The sequence below is a fragment of the Hydrogenophaga sp. genome (genome assembly GCF_035481345.1).
GTDB lineage: Bacteria > Pseudomonadota > Gammaproteobacteria > Burkholderiales > Burkholderiaceae_C > Hydrogenophaga.
Genome location: NZ_DATIGV010000079.1, coordinates 1 through 17875, shown reverse-complemented (window position 1 = coordinate 17875; position 17875 = coordinate 1). Strand labels below are relative to the sequence as shown.

The following is a 17875-nucleotide window of genomic DNA, read 5'->3' as shown; positions in this document are numbered from 1 at the left end:
CGATCAGATCTTGCCGACGAGGTCCAGCGAGGGCGTCAGGGTCTTGGCGCCATCGTTCCACTTGGCGGGGCACACCTGGCCGGGGTTCTTGGCCACGAACTGGGCGGCCTTGAGCTTGCGCAGGGTTTCCTTCATGTCACGCGCGATGGCGTTGTCGTGGATCTCGGCGGTCTTGATCACGCCTTCGGGGTTGATGATGAAGGTGCCGCGCAGCGCCAGGCCTTCTTCGGGGATGTGCACGCCGAAAGCGTTGGTCAGTTGGTGCGTGGGGTCGCCCACCAGCGGGAACTTGGCCTTGCCCACGGCGGGGGAGGTCTCATGCCACACCTTGTGCGAGAAGTGCGTGTCGGTGGTGACGATGTACACCTCGGCGCCCAGCTTCTGGAACTCGGCGTAGTTGTCGGCCGCGTCTTCCACTTCGGTCGGGCAGTTGAAGGTGAAGGCCGCCGGCATGAACACCAGCACCGACCACTCGCCGCGCAGGCTCTGGTCGCTCACCGGCACGAACTTGCCGTTGTGGAAGGCCGTGGTGGAAAAGGGTTGAACGGTGGTGTTGATCAGGGACATGGGAACTCCTGGTTGCGGTTGAAGGGAATGGGGAACGGTGGCGGCGCCGAACAGCGTTCTACGCGACAGGGGCAATCATAGTGGATGACTATGAATGATCCGGATTAATAGTCTTTATCCGACCCATAGGCATTTTTGTGCCGTGCAGCACGAATGACGCCCGCTGCGGTCCTGGGCAATCGGTACGCCTGGGGCGATGTTGATGTGCCAACGCAACAAAGTGTGTAGAAATTTTGCACGTATTGTTAATGAGAACCGTTTTCATTAGCAATAATCCCGCCCGCAGCCAGCCACCGACGCCGCGCTCCCCCTCGTGCCGACCGGCACTTGCGCGCCGTGATGAGGAAGCCAGCCAGCCGACTCACCACTGCCTCAAGGACCCAACATGGCACGCAACCGCCGCCTCTCCCCCCGCCCTTCCGCCCAACTCCTGGCTCTGCTGGCCGCCGTCGCCCCCGCGGCCGGCATGGCGCAAAGCGCCCCCAACGCCACCCTGCCCACCGTGACGGTGAAAGAGGCGCCCGAGGTGCCGTACAAGGCCGAGAAGTCGGCCAACGACAAGTTCACCGCCCCCCTGCTGGACACGCCCAAGACGGTGCAGATCATCAAGAAGGAGGTGCTCGAGGAGCAAGGCGCCATCACGCTGATGGAGGCGCTGCGCAACACCCCCGGCATCACCATGCAGATGGGTGAGAACGGCAACACCTCCGCCGGCGACACCTTCCAGTTGCGCGGCTTCTCGCTGCAGCAGTCCACCTTCGTCGACGGCATTCGCGACCTGGGTGCCGTCACGCGCGACACGTTCAACCTGGAGCAGATCGAGGTGGTGAAGGGCGCCGCCGGCGCCGAGACGGGCCGTGGCGCTGCCTCGGGCTTCCTGAACCTGGTGACCAAGCAGGCGCACCTGGGCGACGAGAACAGCGCCTCGGTCACCCTGGGCACCGCCCAACGCAAGCGCGTGGCGGCCGACCTGAACAAGCAACTCGGCAACGAATCCGCCATCCGCATCAACGCCATGGTGCAGGACAGCGGCGTGGACGGCCGCGACTACGTGGAGAACACCGGCCAGGGCCTGGGCCTGTCGTACGTGACCGGCCTGGACACGCCCACGCGCATCCACCTGTACAGCCAGCACATCCGCCAGAAGAACGTGCCGGACGGTGGCATTCCGTCGATCGGTTTCGAGGGCTTCTACAACGCCACCCCCGCCGTCCGCAACGCCCCCAAGGTCGATCGCGACAACTACTACGGCGGCGTGAACGACCGCGAGAAGGTCGACGCCGACATGATCACCGCCAAGATCGAGCACGACCTCGGCGCCGGTACCACGGTGCGCAACATCACGCGCGTCGGCCAGACGCACATGGACCGCACATTGACCGGCATCAACGCCATCAGCACCACCGGCAACGGCGCGGTGCTGGCGAACCCCTTGACCTGGAACATCAGCCGCTCGCGCCAGCGCGTGGACCAGGAAAACGAGATCTTCGCCAACCAGACCAGCGTGAACACCGAGTTCAACGCGGGCGGCCTGGCGCACTCGCTGGCGGCCGGTGTGGAACTGCTGCATGAGAAGCAGACGAGCTTCGACCATGGCACCGCCGTGGGCACGACGCCGCCAGCCAACCTCTACAACCCCAATCCGCACGAGGCGATGGCCAATTTCGGCCCGCGCACGGGCGCGGAGTCCGGTGGCACCACCAACACCATCGCGCTGTACGCCTTCGACACCGTCAAGTTCAACGAGCAGTGGTCGCTCACCGGAGGCCTGCGCCTGGACCGCTACAAGCTGCGCACGCGCGCCAACAACGCAGCCGGTGTGCTCACGACGGCGCTCGACGATTCGCGCACGCTCAAGAGCTGGAGCCTGGGCACCACCTACAAGCCCGCCCAGAACGGCAGCGTCTATGCCGCTTACGCCACCTCGGAAACTCCGCCCGGCGGCAACAACTTCACCCTGAGCGCGCAGGACAACAACCAGAACAACGCCGCGCTGGACCCGCAGGAGACCCGCTCGATCGAACTCGGCACCAAGTGGGACCTGCTCAACAAGCGCCTGAACGTGGCGGCCGCGATCTTCCGCATCGAGAACGACAAGCAGACCTCGACCGACCCCGTCACCAACACCGTGCAGCAGTTCGGCAAGACGCGCGTGCAGGGTATCGAACTCTCGGCGGTGGGCCAGATCACCAACTTCTGGCAGATCAGCGCCGGCCTGGCCAAGACCAGCACCAGGCAAATCGATCAGCGCAGCGGCACGAACGGCGTCACGATCACCGACGGCGTGCGCTGGTCGCCCGACCTGACGCTGACGCTGTGGACCTCGTACCAGTTGGACAAGTGGACGATGGGCTTCGGCACGCGCTACGTGTCCGAACAGAAGCGCGTCATCAACGGCGCCAACCCCGCCACGCAGAACGTGCCCAACATCCCCTCCTACTGGGTGGCCGACGCCATGCTGGGTTACCAGATCAACGACAAGGTCAGCCTGCGCCTGAACGTCTACAACCTGTTCGACGAGGAATACCTCTCGGTGCTGAACAACGGCGGCTCGCGCCTGACGCTGGGCGTGCCGCGCTCGGCGATGCTGACCGCCAACTTCAAGTTCTGACCGACCGCGACACCCAAGGACTTGCCGCCAGGCCACCCGCCTGGCGGTTTTTTTTCGCCCGCGCGGCGGGCAGTGCTCAGTACACCTCGGGCACGTAGATCTCGCCCGGCACCTGGTGGCGGCGGTAGCCCTCGTGGCGGATGCGCTCCGGCAGCGTGATGCCCGGGCGCTCCACCTCGTGGTACGCAATGAGCGAGAGCAGGTGGTGGATGCAGTTCAGCCGCGCCGTCTTCTTGTCGTCGGCCGGCACCACCCACCAGGGCGACTCGGCAATGTGCGTGCGCGCGAGCATCTCTTCCTTGGCCTTGGTGTAGAGCTCCCAGCGGCGGCGGCTCTCCAGGTCCATGGGGCTGAGCTTCCACTGCTTCAGCGGGTCGTGGATGCGGCCGAGGAAGCGCGCCTCCTGCTCCTCGTCGGAGATGGAGAACCAGTACTTCACGAGCTGGATGCCCGAGTTGACGAGCATCTTCTCGAACTCGGGCACGGTGCGAAAGAACGACTCGAGCTGCGCGTCGTCGCAGAAACCCATCACGCGCTCCACGCCGGCGCGGTTGTACCAGCTGCGGTCGAACAGCACGATCTCGCCGCCTGCGGGCAGGTGCGTGACGTAGCGCTGGAAGTACCACTGCGTACGCTCGCGGTCGTTGGGCGCGGGCAGCGCCACCACGCGGCACACGCGCGGGTTCAGGCGTTGCGTGATGCGCTTGATCACCCCGCCCTTGCCGGCCGCGTCGCGGCCCTCGAACACCACCACCAGCTTGTGGCCGGTGCTCACCACCCAGTCCTGCAGCTTCACCAGTTCGGCCTGCAGGCGGAAGAGTTCGCGGAAGTAGACCCGCCGCGCTTCCTTGCGCTGCGCGGCGGCTTCGGGGTCCGCGTCCTCTCGCAGGTCGCGGTCCTCGATCTCCATCTCGAGTTCCTCGTCGTAGCCGTCCATGAGGTCGTCACTCAGGCGGCGCATCAGGTCGTCGTTGTGGTTCATGAGCATGGCGCTGTCCTTTCTTCTACCGAACAGGCCAGTGTTACCCCGATGTGTGACGTTCACATGACAGTCACACGAAGCCCATGCGACGACCGGCGCTAGGCCCGCCAGCGCCACAGCGCGGCCAGCGTGGAGCTCAGTACGCCGATGGCCGCGATGGCTGGCCAGCCCCAGTGCGCGTAGGCGAAGGCCCCGAGCACCGAGCCCCCCGCCATGCCCACGAACATGGCCGTGATGAGCATGGCGTTGAGGCGGCTGCGCGCCGCGGGGTCCAGCCCGTAGACCGTGCTCTGGTGCGCGATCAGCGCGGCCTGAAAACCGAAGTCGAAGCCGATGGCGCTGATCACCAGCAGCAGGAGTTGGCCCGACGCGGGCAGCCAGTCCATGCCCAGCATCAGCGCATAGGCCAGCGCAGCCACGCTGGCGCCCAGCACGGCCACGCGGCGCGGGCCATGCCGGTCGGCCAGGCGGCCCGCCAGCGGCGCGGCCAGCGCGCCCGCCGCCCCCGCCAGGCCGAAAGCGCCCGCCGCGCCGCTGCCCAGGTCGAAGCGCGCGTGCAGCATCACGGCCAGCGTGGACCAGAAGGCGCTGAAACCCAGGCCAAGCAGCCCCTGCGCCAACGCCGCGCGGCGCAGCGGCGAGTGCTGGCGCCACAGCCCCGCCATGGACCGCAGCAACTGGCCGTACCCCAGGCGCGTGGCGGCCGGGAACGAAGGCACGCGCCAGTACACCGCCACGGCCAGCAACACCAGGCTCGCGGCGGCCAACCCGAACATGGCGCGCCAGCCCAGCGCCTGCGTGACCAGGCCGCTCACCACCCGCGACAGCAGGATGCCCAGCAGCAGGCCCGTCATCACCGCGCCCACCGCCTTGCCGCGCTGGTGCTCGGGCGCCAGCGACACGGCTGCGGGCACGAAGTCCTGCGCCAGCGTGGCCGTGAGGCCCACGAACAGGCTCGCGGCCAGCAGCACGGCCATGCCCGGCGCCAGCGCGCTGGCCAGCAGCGCCAGCGCCAGCAGCCCCGCTTTCACCAGCATGACGCGGCGCCGGTCGTAGCGGTCGCCCAGCGGCGCGAGCAGCAGGATGCCGGCCGCGTAGCCCAGTTGCGTGAGCATGGGCACCGCGCCGATGGCGCCCTCGCTGGCCTGCAGGCCGCGCGCCAGGTCCGGCAGCAGGGGCTGGCTGTAGTAGATGGCCGCGACGCTGAAGCCCGCGCCCGCCGCCAGCAGCGGGGCCAGCCCGGCCGGGACCGGGCGGGCCCCGGCCTGGTCATGCGTCAGGTGAATGGAAGACATGGAGGGTTCCGAATGCGACTGTTGAGATGCAGCGCATTCTTCCCATTCGTTCGAGGCATGGATAGACTTCGCCGCGAACATGCTTCATACGTCCTACGCATGAAAGAAGCCACCCTGGCCATCGACCGCATCGAGCTGCTGCAGACCTTCGTGCGCATCGTCGAGAGCGGCAGCCTGTCGGCCGCGGCGCAGCGCCTGAACACCACCCAGCCCACCGTGAGCCGTCGCCTGCAGGCGCTGGAGCGCCACTTCGGCGTGCGCCTGCTGCGCCGCTCCACCCACGCGGCCACGCTCACGCCCGACGGCGAGCGCTGCCTGGCGATGGCGCGTTCGCTGATCGACGAGTGGGACGCCATGCAAGAAGAACTGCGTGGCTCGCGGCGTGCGGCCAGCGGCACGCTCAAGGTGCAGGTGCCGCACGCGCTGGGGCAGGAGCACCTCATGGCACCGCTGGCCGAGTACCTGCGCGCGCACCCCGACGTGCGCGTGGAATGGTTGCTGGCCGACCGCCAGCCCGACTTTGCGGCCGAGGGCATCGACTGCGCGATCCAGGTCGGCGAGGTTCGCGACCCGAACGTGGTGGCCGTGCCGCTGTTCGAGCTGCCGCGCATCGTGATCGGCGCGCCCGCGATGCTGGGCCGGCACAAGGCACCGCGCACACCGGAGCAGTTGCGCGAGCTGCCCTGGCTGGCCTTGCAGACCTTCTACCGGGACCGCGTGGTGTTGCACCCCGTGGGCGGCGGCACCGCGCAGCGCTTCGACATCCGCCCGCGCCTGCGCACCGACAGCCTGTACGCCCTGCGCAACGCCGTGCTCGCGGGTCTGGGGGTGGCCATCGTCTCGGCCTGGCTCGTGGGGCAGGATCTGCGCGAAGGCCGCCTCGTGCACCTGGTGCCCGACTGGCGCGCCGAGCCGCTGCCGGTGCAGCTCGTCTACCCGCCGGCGCGCTTCCAGGCCGCGCGGCTGCGGCGCTTCCTGGAGATCGTGAAGGCGCACGGCCAGTCGCTCGCGCGCTGAGGAAAACCCGCGTCCGGCCAGGGCGCGAAATTGCGCCACACTCGGGCACCCCTCCCCCACCCGACGCACCCCACGAACCCGCCGCATGCACGCCAATGTCGCCCTGATCAACACGATTGCCGCCGGCCTCGGGCTGGCGCTGATCCTGGGGTTCCTCTGCGCGCGCGTGAAGCTGCCCGCTCTGGTGGGCTACCTGCTGGCCGGCGTCATCATCGGCCCCTACACCCCCGGCTTCGTGGCCGACACCCAGATCGCCTCGCAGCTCGCCGAGATCGGCGTGATGCTGCTGATGTTCGGCGTGGGCCTGCACTTCTCGCTCGACGACCTGCTCTCGGTGCGCAAGATCGCCTTGCCTGGCGCGGTGGTGCAGATGGTGGTGGCCACGCTGATGGGCATGGGCATGGCCACCTGGTGGGGCTGGGGCATCGGCCCCGCGCTGGTGCTGGGCATCTCGCTGTCGGTGGCCAGCACGGTGGTGCTGCTGCGCGCGCTGGAAAGCCTGGGCATCCTGGGATCCATCACGGGCCGCATCGCGGTCGGCTGGCTGGTGGTGGAAGACCTGGCCATGGTCCTGGTGCTGGTGCTGCTGCCACCGCTGGCGGGCTTCCTGGGCGGCACCGCACCCGACAACGGTGGCGCCGAATCCGTGGGCACGGCCCTGGGGCTCACGCTGCTGCGCGTGGGCGCCTTCGTGGCGCTCATGCTGCTGGTGGGGCGCAAGCTGTTCCCCTGGCTGCTGTGGCAGGTCACGCGCACCGGCTCGCGCGAACTGTTCACGCTGTGCGTGGTGGCCGCGGCCGTGGGCATCGCCTTCGCCTCGGCCGAACTGTTCGGCGTGTCCTTCGCGCTGGGCGCCTTCTTCGCCGGCATGGTGCTGCGCGAGTCCGAGTTCAGCCACCGCGCGGCGGAGGAATCGCTGCCCCTGCGCGACGCCTTCGCGGTGCTGTTCTTCGTCTCCGTGGGCATGCTGTTCGACCCCTACGTGCTGATCCGGGAGCCGGTGCACGTGCTGGGCGTCGTGGCCATCATCGTGGTGGGCAAGTCGCTGGCGGCGGTGGCGCTGGTGCTGCTGATGCGCTACCCGCTGCACACCGCGCTCACCATCTCGGCCAGCCTGGCGCAGATCGGCGAGTTCTCCTTCATCCTGGTGGGCCTGGGCGCCCGGCTCGGCCTGATGCCCGACGAGGGCCACAGCCTGGTGCTGGCCGGCGCGCTGATCTCCATCGCCATCAACCCGCTGCTGTTCAAGGCCATCGAGCCGCTGCGCGAGTTGCTGCGCCAGCATTCGCCGCTGATCCGCCGCCTGGAGGCGCGCGACGACCCGCTGGCCGAGCTGCCGCGCAGCACCGAAGCCAAGTACCTCTCGCGCCAGGTGGTGCTGGTGGGCCATGGCCGCGTGGGGCGGCGCATCGCGCAGGCGCTCAAGGCCGCGGGCCAGCCCTTCGTGGTGGCCGACCAGAACCGCGAAGTGGTGGAGGCCCTGCGCGCCAAGGGCATGGCGGCCGTGGTGGGCAACGCGGGCGAGCCCGAGGTGCTGATCCAGGCCCACATCGCGCAGGCGCGCATGCTGGTCATCGCCACGCAGGACACGCTCTCCCTGCACCAGATGATCGAGACCGCGCGCACGCTCAACCCCGAGATCCAGATCGTGGTGCGGTCGCACAACGAGGACGAGGCCGAGCGCCTGCGCGCCGCCGGCGTGGGCACGGTGTTCCTGGGCGAGGCCGAACTGGCGCACGCCATGGCGCGGCACGTGCTGGCGCCACCGCCCCTTGAAAAGGCGCATTGACCGCCCTTTCGGCATCGGAGGACGCCCCGCTGGGGTGGTCCCGTAGAATCGCCGCTCCATCATGCGCCGCTGGCTCATCGCGCTGTTCGCCTGCCATTTCCTGCTCGGGGTGGTGGGCTTCAACATCCCGGACCACATCGTCGACGTGCCGCGCGCCGCCGACGCGCTGGTGAAGGCCGCCACCAGCGACCCGCTCGCCAAGAGCCAGAAGGGCCTGGCCGACCTGGAGCACGCGCTGGGCGACGAGCTCCCCGACCTCCCCGACACCCTGCAGCGGCGCGCCGCACCGCTGCTGTCGCACGTGATGACGCCGGCCCGGGCGTCCACGAACGTGGGCCTGCCGCGCTGGCCCCTGCTGGACGGCCCGTTCCGCCCGCCCCGGCGCGCCTGACCCAGCCCCCCCGGTTCCCACGCCCTGTCCGCCTTCGAGCGCCGCCGCCCCACGCGGTGGCCGCGGACGGCCCGGCACTTGCTTCTCACACCTCCATGGAAATTGCCTTACTGATCGCGCTCATCCTCCTCAACGGCGTCTTCGCCATGTCGGAGCTGGCGCTTGTCACCGCGCGCAAGGCGCGCTTGCAGAAACTCATCGACGAGGGCGACGGCGCGGCCGCTGCGGCCGTCAAGCTCGGCGAAGACCCGAACCGCTTCCTCTCCACCATCCAGATCGGCATCACCTCCATCGGCGTGCTCAACGGCATCGTCGGCGAGGCGGCGCTGGCGGGCCCGCTGGCGCTCTGGCTGCAGACCCTGGGTGCGCCGGAACAGGCCAGCCAGTACGGCGCCACGGCGCTGGTGGTGGTGGTCATCACCTACTGCTCCATCGTCGTCGGTGAACTGGTGCCCAAGCGCCTGGGCCAGACCTACCCCGAGGCGCTCGCGCGCCTGGTGGCGCGGCCGATCGACTGGCTGTCCAAGGCCACCAAGCCCTTCGTGATGCTGCTGTCGGTGTCCACGCGCGCGCTGCTGCGCCTGCTGGGCGTGAAGGAAGGCAACGTGAACGCGGTGACCGAGGAAGAGATCCACGCCATGCTGGCCGAGGGCACGAGCGCGGGCGTGATCGAATCGCACGAGCACGCCATGGTGCGCAACGTGTTCCGCCTGGACGACCGCCAGATCGGTTCGCTGATGGTGCCGCGCAGCGACGTGGTGGTGCTCGACCTCGAGGAGTCCTTCGAGGTGAACATGGCGCGCGTGGAGACCAGCGAGCATTCGCGCTTCCCCGTGGTCAAGGGCAACCTGGGCAATCTGCAGGGCGTGCTGAACGCGCGCCAGTGGATGGCGCAGGCCTTGCGCGGCGCGGCGCGCGAGCTGGCCGAGCAGCCGCTGCAGCAGCCGCTGTACGTGCCCGAAACCATCACGGGCATGGAGCTGCTGGACAACTTCCGCCTCTCCGACGTGCAGATGGCCTTCGTGATCGACGAGTACGGCGAGCTGCAGGGCATCGTCACGCTGCAGGACCTCATCGAGGCCATCACCGGCGAGTTCCAGCCGCGCGACCCCGAGACTTCATGGGCCATGCAGCGCGAGGACGGCTCCTGGCTGCTGGACGGGCACATCCCGGTGCCCGAGCTGAAGGACCGGCTGGACCTGGACAGCGTGCCCGACGAGGAGCGCGGGCGTTACCACACGCTCAGCGGCATGCTGATGCTGCTGACGGGCCGCCTGCCGCGCGTGGGCGACTGCGCCACCTGGGAGGGCTGGCGGCTGGAGATCGTGGACATGGACGGGCGCACCATCGACAAGGTGATGGCGACGAAGTTGCCGATCGATCCGCCGGCGGTGGAGAGCAACGGTTCGGACGGCTGAGGGGGTTGTTGGCCGGCGCTTGCGGGCCACCGCTTCTGGGTAGCCCAAGGCCACTGGGTGGCCGACTCCGCGAATGTCCCCCGCCAAGGGCTGTGCCCTTGGCTCCTCCTTTATTTCGCTGCGTCGGCCACCCAGCGCCCTCGGGCAGCGGAGAGCCAGGCACACCACCACCTGCGGCACGCCCACGTGGTTGGAGGATCGGGCGACAGGGCGCTCTGTGTAGCGAAATAAAGGAGGAGGACCGGCGCAGCCGGTCCGGGGGACATTCGCGGAACAGAGCGCCCTGGCGCCCGATCTTCGCGAGGTGGTGGCGTGAAAGGCGCGGGCCTTCAGCCAAGCATCAGGAAGGCCGCGCGCCTTCCCACGCCGCCTGCAGCAGCGCGCGTATCGCCCCGGCCTCCAGCGGTCGCGGGTTGGGGTACTGGTTCTGCAAGGCGATCCCGCAGGCCTTGTCCAGATCTTCCGCCTTCATGCCGATGTCGCGCAGCGCCACCGGCGCGCCGTTGGCCTTCGCCAGGTCGAACACCGCCTGCGCGGCCTGGCCGTCGTCGCGACCCAGTGCGCGCGCGATGCGCCGCATGGCTTGCGGCGCGGCGGCGGCGTTGTAGGCCAGCGCGTGCGGCAGCACCACCGTGTGCGTCTCGGCGTGCGGCAGGTTGAAGCTGCCACCCAGGGTGTGGCACAGCTTGTGGTGCAGCGCCATGCCCACCGAGCCGAGCACGATGCCGCACAGCCAGGCACCGTAGAGCGCATCGCCGCGCGCCTCGATGTCTTTCGCATCCACCACGATGCGCGGCAGCGCGCGGCCGATGGCGGCGATGCCCTCTTCCGCCATCAGGTCGATCACCGGGTTGCCCTCCACCGAGTAAAGGCCTTCAGCCGCGTGCGCGATGGCGTTGATGCCGCTGGTCACGCTCAGGCCAACAGGCAGGCTCAGCGTGAGTTCGGGGTCGTAGATCACGCTCCGGGGCAGCACCTTCAGGTCCTTGCCGGTCTTCTTCAGGCCGGCCTCGGTGATCCCGTAGATCGGCGTCATCTCCGAGCCCGCGTAGGTGGTGGGAATGGCCAGGATGGGCAGGCCCGAGTCGAGCGCGATGGCCTTGCCCAAACCGGTGGTGGAGCCGCCGCCGATGGCCACGGCGCAATCGGCGCCCAGTTGGCGCGCCAGCTCGCGCGCCTCGCGCGCGGTCTCGATCGGCACGTGCATCACCGCGCGGTCGAAGATGCCGGCGGCGCGCTCGCCCAGCAGTTGCGACACGCGCTCGGCGCTGGCGCGCTGCTCGGGCGTGCACAGCACCAGCGCGCGCTGCGCGCCCATGGCCTGGATGGCCTGCGGCAATTGCGCCAGTGCGCCCGCGCCGAACACCACGCGGCTGGGCAGGCCCTGATAAACGAACGATCGCATGCGGTCTCTTTCCTTCCTCAATCGGTGGGCAGGCCGGCGGCGCGCTGCACCACGCGAATGATGGCCGCGTAGTCCAGCGCCGCATCGCCCTGCGCCTGCGCGGCCGACATGAGCTGGCGCGTGGCCGCCGTCTGCGTCAACGGTACCCGCAAGCGCGCGCCTTCGCCGAGGATGAGGTCGATGTCCTTGTTCATCTGGCCGACGGTGAAGGTGGGCGTGTAGTCGCGCTGCGAGAGCTGCACGCTCTTGGCCTTGACGATGGGCGAGGCCACGGCGCTGGCGCCGATCACCTGCCACATGTCGGCCCAGGCCAGGCCGCCCTTCTGCCCCAGGCTCAGCGCCTCGGCCAGCATGGCGCTGGTCTGCGCGATCATGAGGTTCACCACCAGCTTCATCAACCGCGCTTCTTCGGCCTCGCCCAGCCAGAACTGCGTGGGCCCCCAGCAGCGCAGCAGGGGCAGCAGGCGCTCGTGCAGGGCCTTGGGGCCCGAGGCCATCACCGTGAGCTGCGCCGCCTCGGCCATGTGGTTGTTGCCCGAGACGGTGCAGCGCAGGCTTTGCACACCGGCACGCGCGCAGGCCTCGGCCGCGCGGGCCGAGGCCTCGGGCGACACCGTGCTGGTGTCCACCCAGGCCGCGCCCTGCACCCCGTTCGCGACCACGCGCTCACTCACCGCGAGCAGCGCGCCATCGTGCGGCAGGGAAGAGACGATGACCTGCGCCCCAGCCAGGCCGTCGGCCACGCCCAGCCCGGCCTCGCGGGCCAGGGCCAGGCGCTCGGCCGACGGGTCTTCCACCGTGACGGTGTGCCCCGCGGCCAGGAGGTGGCGGGCCATGGGCAGGCCCATCTTGCCGACGCCGATGACGTGGATGCGCCAGGTTTCCGTTGTGCTCATTGCGGTTTGAGGTTGGCCGCGCGCGCGATGCGCGCGGCGGCGTCCATCTCGGTGCGGATGAACTGGTTGAAATCGGCCGTGGACAGGGGGTAGGCCACGGCGCCCTGGCGGCCCAGGCGCTCGACCACCGCCGGGTCGGCCAGGGCCTTGCTCGCTTCGGCGTGCAGCCGCTCGATCTGCGCCGGCGGCGTCTTCGCGCTGACCACCATGCCGACCCAGAACACGAAGTCCGAACCCGGCACGCCGGCCTCCACCGTGGTGGGCACGTTGGGCAGCGCGGCGTGGCGCGTGGCCGTGCTCACGGCCAGCGGCACGACCTTGCCCTCGCGAATCAGCGGCAGCGCGGACGACAGCGGCGAGAAGAACCAGTCCACGCGCTCGCCCATCACGTCGGCCAGGGCCTCGGGCGTGCCGCGGTAAGGCACGTGCGTGGCCTCGATGCCGGCCTGCAGGCGGAACTTCTCGGCGTTGAGGTGGGTGGCGCTGCCGATGCCGGCCGAGGCGTAGTTCAGTTGCCCGGGCTTCGCCTTGGCGGCGGCCACCACGTCGGCCACGGTCTTGTAGCCCTTGCCCGGCGCGGTGAGCATCACGTTGGGCAGCGCGGCCAGCGCGGTCACGCCGACGAAATCGCGCAGGGTGTCGTAGGGCAGGTTCGGGTACACGGCCGGGTTCACGGCGTGGCTCGACGAGGGGATCAGCACCGTGTGGCCGTCGGCCTCGGCGCGCGCCACCTGGGCCGAGGCGATGCTGCCGCCCGCGCCGGGGCGGTTCTCCACCACGATGGTCTGACCCATGTTGCGCTGCATGGTCTCGGCCACCAGGCGGGCCACGATGTCGGTGCCGCTGCCCGCGGTGAAGGGCACCACGAAGGTGATGGGCTTGCCCGGGCTGCCCTGCGCCCAGGCCGCGCCCATGACCAGTGCATACGCACCGGCGACCAACAGCCACTTCCCGCTCAAGCTTGTCTTCATCACGTGTCTCCTGCTGGGTGGATGTGACGGAGGCCCGCAGGCGCCCCCGCGCGTTCACTCACAAGCCCATGGCCTGGGTGATCTTCTGGCCGGAGGCGCGCAGCGCTGTCAGCAAGGGCGGCAGGTCCACGCCGACGAGGCGCCCGGCGCGCTTGCGCCACTGGCCCGCGACCATGACCGAATCGATGTTGGCCAGCGTGGCCTGGAACACCACCGCGCTCACCGGGTCGTGCACGGGCTGCATGTTCAGTTCGTCGGCGCGGATGAGCACCAGGTCCGCCTGCTTGCCCGGGGCCAGGGTGCCGATGCGGTCGAGCTGGCGCAGCATGCGCGCGCCCTCCACGGTGATCCAGGCCAGGGCCTCGCGCGTGGTGATGGTGGAGGTGTCGGGAATGGTGCCGTGCGCGGCGCGGTGGGCCACGTTGTCCAGGCTGCGCTGGATGCCCAGGGCGATGCGCGCCTGGCTGATCATGTCGCCGCCCATCACGCTCTCCAGGTCCACGCCCAGCGAGGGTGCGCGGCCCAGCGCGCGCAGGCGGCCCGTGAGCGGGTGGCCGTGGCCTTGCGACATTTCGCTTTCGGCCGCGGCCGAGAAGCTCATGCCCAGTTCACAGAAGCGCTTCAACTGCTCGTCGCTGAGCGCGTGGCCGTGCACGATGTTGATCTGCTCACCAAGCAGGCCCTGTTCCTCCAGCCGCTCCCAGCCGTCGGGCGTGCGCGCCGGCCCGCCGCCCTGGTGCAGCGAGGCGATGAGGCCCAGGTCCTTGGCCATGCGGAAGTCGTGCACCGCCACGTCCAGCGTGCTGTAGTGCGGGCCCAGCACGGCGGCGTGGATCTCCAGCAGCGGTTTCCCCTGGTGGGCCTTGAGCAGGCGTTCCACCTCGGCGCGCGGGTGCGGCACCTCCCAGAAGGGCGTTTGCCCGGGCTTGGGATCGGGCTTGGGCGTGCCGTGGAAGAAGGCCGCGCGGATGCCGGACTGCAGCAAGGCGTCCACCGCCGCGTCGTTGTGCGCGGGCGTGGGGTTGTTGTGGCACCAGTCCACCAGCGTGGTGGTGCCGCAGTTGAGCTGGTTCAACGCACCCACCAGCGTGGCGATGCGCAGGTCCTCGGGCGCGAACACCGTGGCCAGGCCCGCGTGCATGTTCTTGAAGTACTGCAGCAGCGTCCAGTTGGCGGCCACGCCGCGCAGCGCGGTCTGCCAGGTGTGCATGTGGGCGTTGACGAAGCCCGGCACCAGGATGCAGCCGCTGGCGTCGACCACCTGCGCCTCGTCCACCGACAGGTGCGGCGCGATGGCCTCGATGGTGTCGTCCGATACCAGCAGGTCGCCCACGGGCAGGTCGCCCTGCGCGTCCATGGTGACGATGGACGCGCCGCGGATGAGGGTGCGCTGCGCCATCGTTCAGCTCGACAGGCCGTCGCTCACGTCCACGTTCAGCGGCGCGATCGTCAGGCCGGCGTCGTTCGCGGTTTCCTGCAGCAGGATGGCGAAGTCCACGTCGTCGTGGCCGCGGCCCACCATGCGCGCGATGCTCTCGCGCGTGGCCGCCGCCGAGGGCATGGGCACGCCATGCGCCTTGCCCGCGCCCAGGCCGAGGTCCATGTCCTTGAGCAGCAGCTTGGGCGTGAAGGTCACCTGCTCGAAGCTGAGCTTCGTGAGCACCGGCGTCTTGTAGCGCGTGTACATGCTGCCCAGCACCGAGTCGTTGATGCTTTCCAGGAACACGTGGCGCGGGATGCCGGCCTTCTCCGCCAGAACGGTGATCTCGCACAGGCTCTGGATGATCACGCCGAACATGGTGTTGTGGGCGATCTTCCAGACGCGGGCGAGCTCGCCCTCGCCCACCCACATGGCCTTGCGCGACATCGCCGCCAGGTATTTCTCGTTCGCGTCGTACAGCGCCTTCGGTCCCGAAGCCACCACCAGCAGCTTGCCCGCCTTGGCCACCTTGGCGTTGCCCGAGACGGGCGCGCAGAGGTAGGCCACGCCCATGCCTTCGAGCTTCTCGCGGATCTGGGCCGAGCCTTCCTGCGAGATGGAAGAACTGTCGATCACGGTGCGCGGCTTCTTCGCGCCGGTCATCACGCCGCCTTCGCCGAACAGCACCTGCTTGAGGTCGTCGGTGGTGGAGACCATGGTGAAGATGGTGTCGCAGCCGGCCAGGTCGAGCTTGCTGTCGACCACCTGCGCGCCGTACTCGGCCAGCGGCTCGGCCTTGCTGCGCGTGCGGTTCCACACCTTCACGCCGTGTCCGGCCTGCAGCAGTTTCTTGACCATGGCCTCGCCCATGCGGCCCAGGCCGATCCATCCCAATGATTGGCTCACGTGCTTGTCTCCTCTTGTGGTCTGTCGAGGGCGCCGAGTGTGTCCATGCACCACCCCCAGCGACAACCCGGCACGCGGAAATCAGTTTTTCAAGGGCGCCCGGGGTCACCACGGAAGCGGGCATGATCGGCCGCATGAGCGAGCCCCGCACCTGGGACATCTTCTGCCGCGTGATCGACAACTACGGCGACATCGGCGTCTGCTGGCGCCTGGCCGCGCAGCTCGGCGCGCGCGGCCAGGCCGTGCGCCTGTGGATCGACGACCCCGCGCCACTGGCCTGGATGGCGCCCGAGGGCGCAGCCGGCGTGCGCGTGCTGCCCTGGCGCGAGCCCTTCGACCTGCAAGGCGTGGTGCCGGGCGAGGTCTGGATCGAGGCCTTCGGCTGCGAGCCGCCCGAGGCCTTCGTCGCGGCGCGCACCACCGAGCCGGCCTGGATCAACCTGGAGTACCTGAGCGCCGAGGCCTGGGTGGAGCGCTGCCACGGCCTGCCCTCGCCCGTGATGAGCGGGCCGGGCAAGGGCCTCACCAAGCGCTTCTTCTACCCCGGCTTCACCGAGCGCACCGGCGGGCTGCTGCGCGAGGACGACCTGGGTGCGAGGCAGGCCGCGTTCGACCGGACGGCCTGGTTGGGCGCACACGGGCTGCCCACCGATGGCCGACGCATCGTGCTCTTTGGCTACGAGCCCCCCACCCTGGCGGCCGTGATGGCCGAGGCCCAGGCGCACTGGCTGGTCACGCCGGGCCGATCGGCCGCCGCCGCGCAGGGCCTGCCGCTGGCGCCGGGCGCCACGCGCCACGCCCTGCCCTGGCGGGACCAGCGCGGCTTTGACGAACTGCTCTGGAGCGCCGACCTCAACCTCGTGCGCGGCGAGGACTCGCTGGTGCGCGCCCTGTGGGCCGGCCAGCCCTTCGTCTGGCAGATCTACCCCCAGCACGACGACGCCCACCACGCCAAGCTGCGGGCCTTCCTGGACTGGCTGGACGCCCCGGCCAGCCTGCGCGCCTTCCACCACCACTGGAACGGCTTGCCGGCTTCGCCATCAGCGCCCGGCGCGCCGGCCTGGCCGGGGTGGGAGGTGGTGGACGGCTGGCGCGAGACCGTGCAGGCCGCGCGGCGGCGGCTGCTGGCCCAGCCCGACCTCGCGACGCAGCTGGGCCAGGCGGTGGGGCGAAAACGGTAAAATGCCGGGTTTCGCGACAAACCCGCAACCCGGGCCAGGTCCATCCACCGCAGATGCCGGCCCTTCGCCCGAACCGCCGGGCGATCCCTTCAACGGAACTCCCTCATGAAAATCGCCCAAGAAATCCGCGCCGGCAACGTCATCATGCACGGCAAGGACCCGATGATCGTCCTGCGCACCGAGTACGCCCGTGGTGGCCGCGGCGCCGCCACCGTGCGCATGAAGCTCAAGGGCCTGCTCGGCAACATCGGCACCGAAGTCGTCTTCAAGGCCGACGACAAGATGGACCAGGTCATCCTGGACCACAAGGAGTGCACCTACTCCTACTTCGCCGACCCCATGTACGTCTTCATGGACGCCGACTTCAACCAGTACGAGGTGGAAGCCGAGAACATGGGCGACGCCCTGAACTACCTGGAAGACGGCATGGCCGTCGAGGTGGTGTTCTACGACGACAAGGCCATCTCCGTGGAACTGCCCACCAGCGTCGAGCGCGAGATCACCTGGACGGAACCCGCCGTCAAGGGCGACACCTCAGGCAAGGTGCTGAAGCCCGCCAAGATCGCCACCGGCTTCGAGATCCCGGTGCCGATCTTCGTGGCACAAGGCGACAAGGTCGAAATCGACACCCGCACGCACGAGTACAAGAAGCGCGTCTGAGCGGCTCCGGCCTCCAAGCGCATGCGCAAGCACCAAAGGGCACCGTCGGTGCCCTTTTGCTTTGATGCCCTGCCCCGATGAAAAGCGAACCGATCCGTCCCGCACGCATCGACTTCACGCCGGAGGGCGTGCCATTCGCGCCGGCGTTCGGTGACGTGTACCACACCGCGGCCGGCGCGCTGGCGCAGGCACGGCACGTGTTCCTGGGCGGCAACGGACTGCCCGTCCGATGGGCCGGCCGCGAGCACTTCACGGTGCTGGAAACCGGGTTCGGCCTGGGCAACAACTTCCTCGCGACCTGGGACGCCTGGCGCACCGACCCCAGGCGCTGCGCTCGCCTGACCTTCCTGTCCATAGAAAAGCACC

General features: G+C 69.4%; 15 protein-coding genes and 1 pseudogene. 8 read left to right on the top strand and 8 right to left on the bottom strand.

The window, feature by feature from the left end; all coding sequences use genetic code 11:
- Positions 1–3 precede the first annotated feature (3 nt).
- On the bottom strand, positions 4–567 hold the full coding sequence (gene ahpC / locus VLG41_RS08245; RefSeq protein WP_325348913.1) for an alkyl hydroperoxide reductase subunit C: 564 nt from the start codon (positions 565–567) through the stop codon (positions 4–6).
- Positions 568–952: 385 nt separating this feature from the next.
- Between ahpC and VLG41_RS08240 the strand changes: the two genes are divergently transcribed.
- Positions 953–3178, top strand: a complete 2226-nt coding sequence (locus VLG41_RS08240; protein WP_325348912.1) for a catecholate siderophore receptor Fiu — start codon at positions 953–955, stop codon at positions 3176–3178.
- A gap of 76 nt (positions 3179–3254) precedes the next feature.
- Here VLG41_RS08240 and ppk2 read toward each other — a convergent pair whose 3' ends face one another.
- Positions 3255–4166, bottom strand: coding sequence for a polyphosphate kinase 2 (gene ppk2, locus VLG41_RS08235; RefSeq protein ID WP_325348911.1), 912 nt, complete (start codon positions 4164–4166; stop codon positions 3255–3257).
- Positions 4167–4258: 92 nt separating this feature from the next.
- Entirely contained in the window at positions 4259–5455 is a 1197-nt protein-coding gene (locus tag VLG41_RS08230) for an MFS transporter (protein WP_325348910.1), read from the bottom strand.
- Between the two features lie 99 nt (positions 5456–5554).
- On the opposite strand from VLG41_RS08230, the gene VLG41_RS08225 reads away from it, so the two are divergent.
- The 4 genes from VLG41_RS08225 to VLG41_RS08210 all read left to right on the top strand — a co-directional run bounded on the left by VLG41_RS08225 (position 5555) and on the right by VLG41_RS08210 (position 10070).
- Complete coding sequence (locus VLG41_RS08225) at positions 5555–6472, top strand: LysR family transcriptional regulator (RefSeq protein ID WP_325348909.1); 918 nt, start codon at positions 5555–5557, stop codon at positions 6470–6472.
- A gap of 85 nt (positions 6473–6557) precedes the next feature.
- Entirely contained in the window at positions 6558–8261 is a 1704-nt protein-coding gene (gene ybaL / locus VLG41_RS08220; protein WP_325348908.1) for a YbaL family putative K(+) efflux transporter, read from the top strand.
- A 61-nt stretch (positions 8262–8322) separates the two neighbouring features.
- The gene (locus VLG41_RS08215) at positions 8323–8652 is read left to right on the top strand and encodes a hypothetical protein (RefSeq protein ID WP_325348907.1); all 330 of its coding nucleotides are present in this window, start codon (positions 8323–8325) and stop codon (positions 8650–8652) included.
- 95 nt (positions 8653–8747) lie between these two features.
- Positions 8748–10070 carry a hemolysin family protein gene (locus VLG41_RS08210; RefSeq protein WP_325348906.1) on the top strand — a complete coding sequence of 441 codons (1323 nt, stop codon included), beginning with the start codon at positions 8748–8750 and terminating at the stop codon, positions 10068–10070.
- 340 nt (positions 10071–10410) lie between these two features.
- On the opposite strand, the gene VLG41_RS08205 is transcribed toward VLG41_RS08210, so the two are convergent.
- From VLG41_RS08205 to VLG41_RS08185, 5 genes are read right to left on the bottom strand one after another with little or no spacing between them, the layout of a single operon-like run.
- Positions 10411–11475, bottom strand: a complete 1065-nt coding sequence (locus tag VLG41_RS08205) for a maleylacetate reductase (protein WP_325348905.1) — start codon at positions 11473–11475, stop codon at positions 10411–10413.
- 17 nt (positions 11476–11492) lie between these two features.
- On the bottom strand, positions 11493–12371 hold the full coding sequence (locus VLG41_RS08200) for an NAD(P)-dependent oxidoreductase (protein ID WP_325348904.1): 879 nt from the start codon (positions 12369–12371) through the stop codon (positions 11493–11495).
- A complete protein-coding gene (locus tag VLG41_RS08195; RefSeq protein ID WP_325348903.1) occupies positions 12368–13342 on the bottom strand; it encodes a tripartite tricarboxylate transporter substrate binding protein in 975 nt (324 codons plus the stop codon). Before VLG41_RS08195 ends, VLG41_RS08200 begins: the two co-directional genes overlap by 4 nt.
- A gap of 58 nt (positions 13343–13400) precedes the next feature.
- Complete coding sequence (locus VLG41_RS08190; RefSeq protein ID WP_325348902.1) at positions 13401–14741, bottom strand: amidohydrolase family protein; 1341 nt, start codon at positions 14739–14741, stop codon at positions 13401–13403.
- 3 nt (positions 14742–14744) lie between these two features.
- Entirely contained in the window at positions 14745–15719 is a 975-nt protein-coding gene (locus VLG41_RS08185; RefSeq protein WP_325348901.1) for an NAD(P)-dependent oxidoreductase, read from the bottom strand.
- A gap of 83 nt (positions 15720–15802) precedes the next feature.
- Between VLG41_RS08185 and earP the strand changes: the two genes are divergently transcribed.
- From earP to VLG41_RS08170, 3 genes and pseudogenes are all read left to right on the top strand, one after another.
- Positions 15803–16849, top strand: a complete 1047-nt coding sequence (gene earP, locus VLG41_RS08180; protein ID WP_325348900.1) for an elongation factor P maturation arginine rhamnosyltransferase EarP — start codon at positions 15803–15805, stop codon at positions 16847–16849.
- A gap of 105 nt (positions 16850–16954) precedes the next feature.
- Positions 16955–17509: an elongation factor P gene (gene efp / locus VLG41_RS08175; protein WP_325348899.1), complete on the top strand. Its 555-nt coding sequence runs from the start codon at positions 16955–16957 to the stop codon at positions 17507–17509.
- A gap of 77 nt (positions 17510–17586) precedes the next feature.
- A pseudogene (locus VLG41_RS08170) lies at positions 17587–17875 on the top strand (oxidoreductase); the annotation flags it as partial.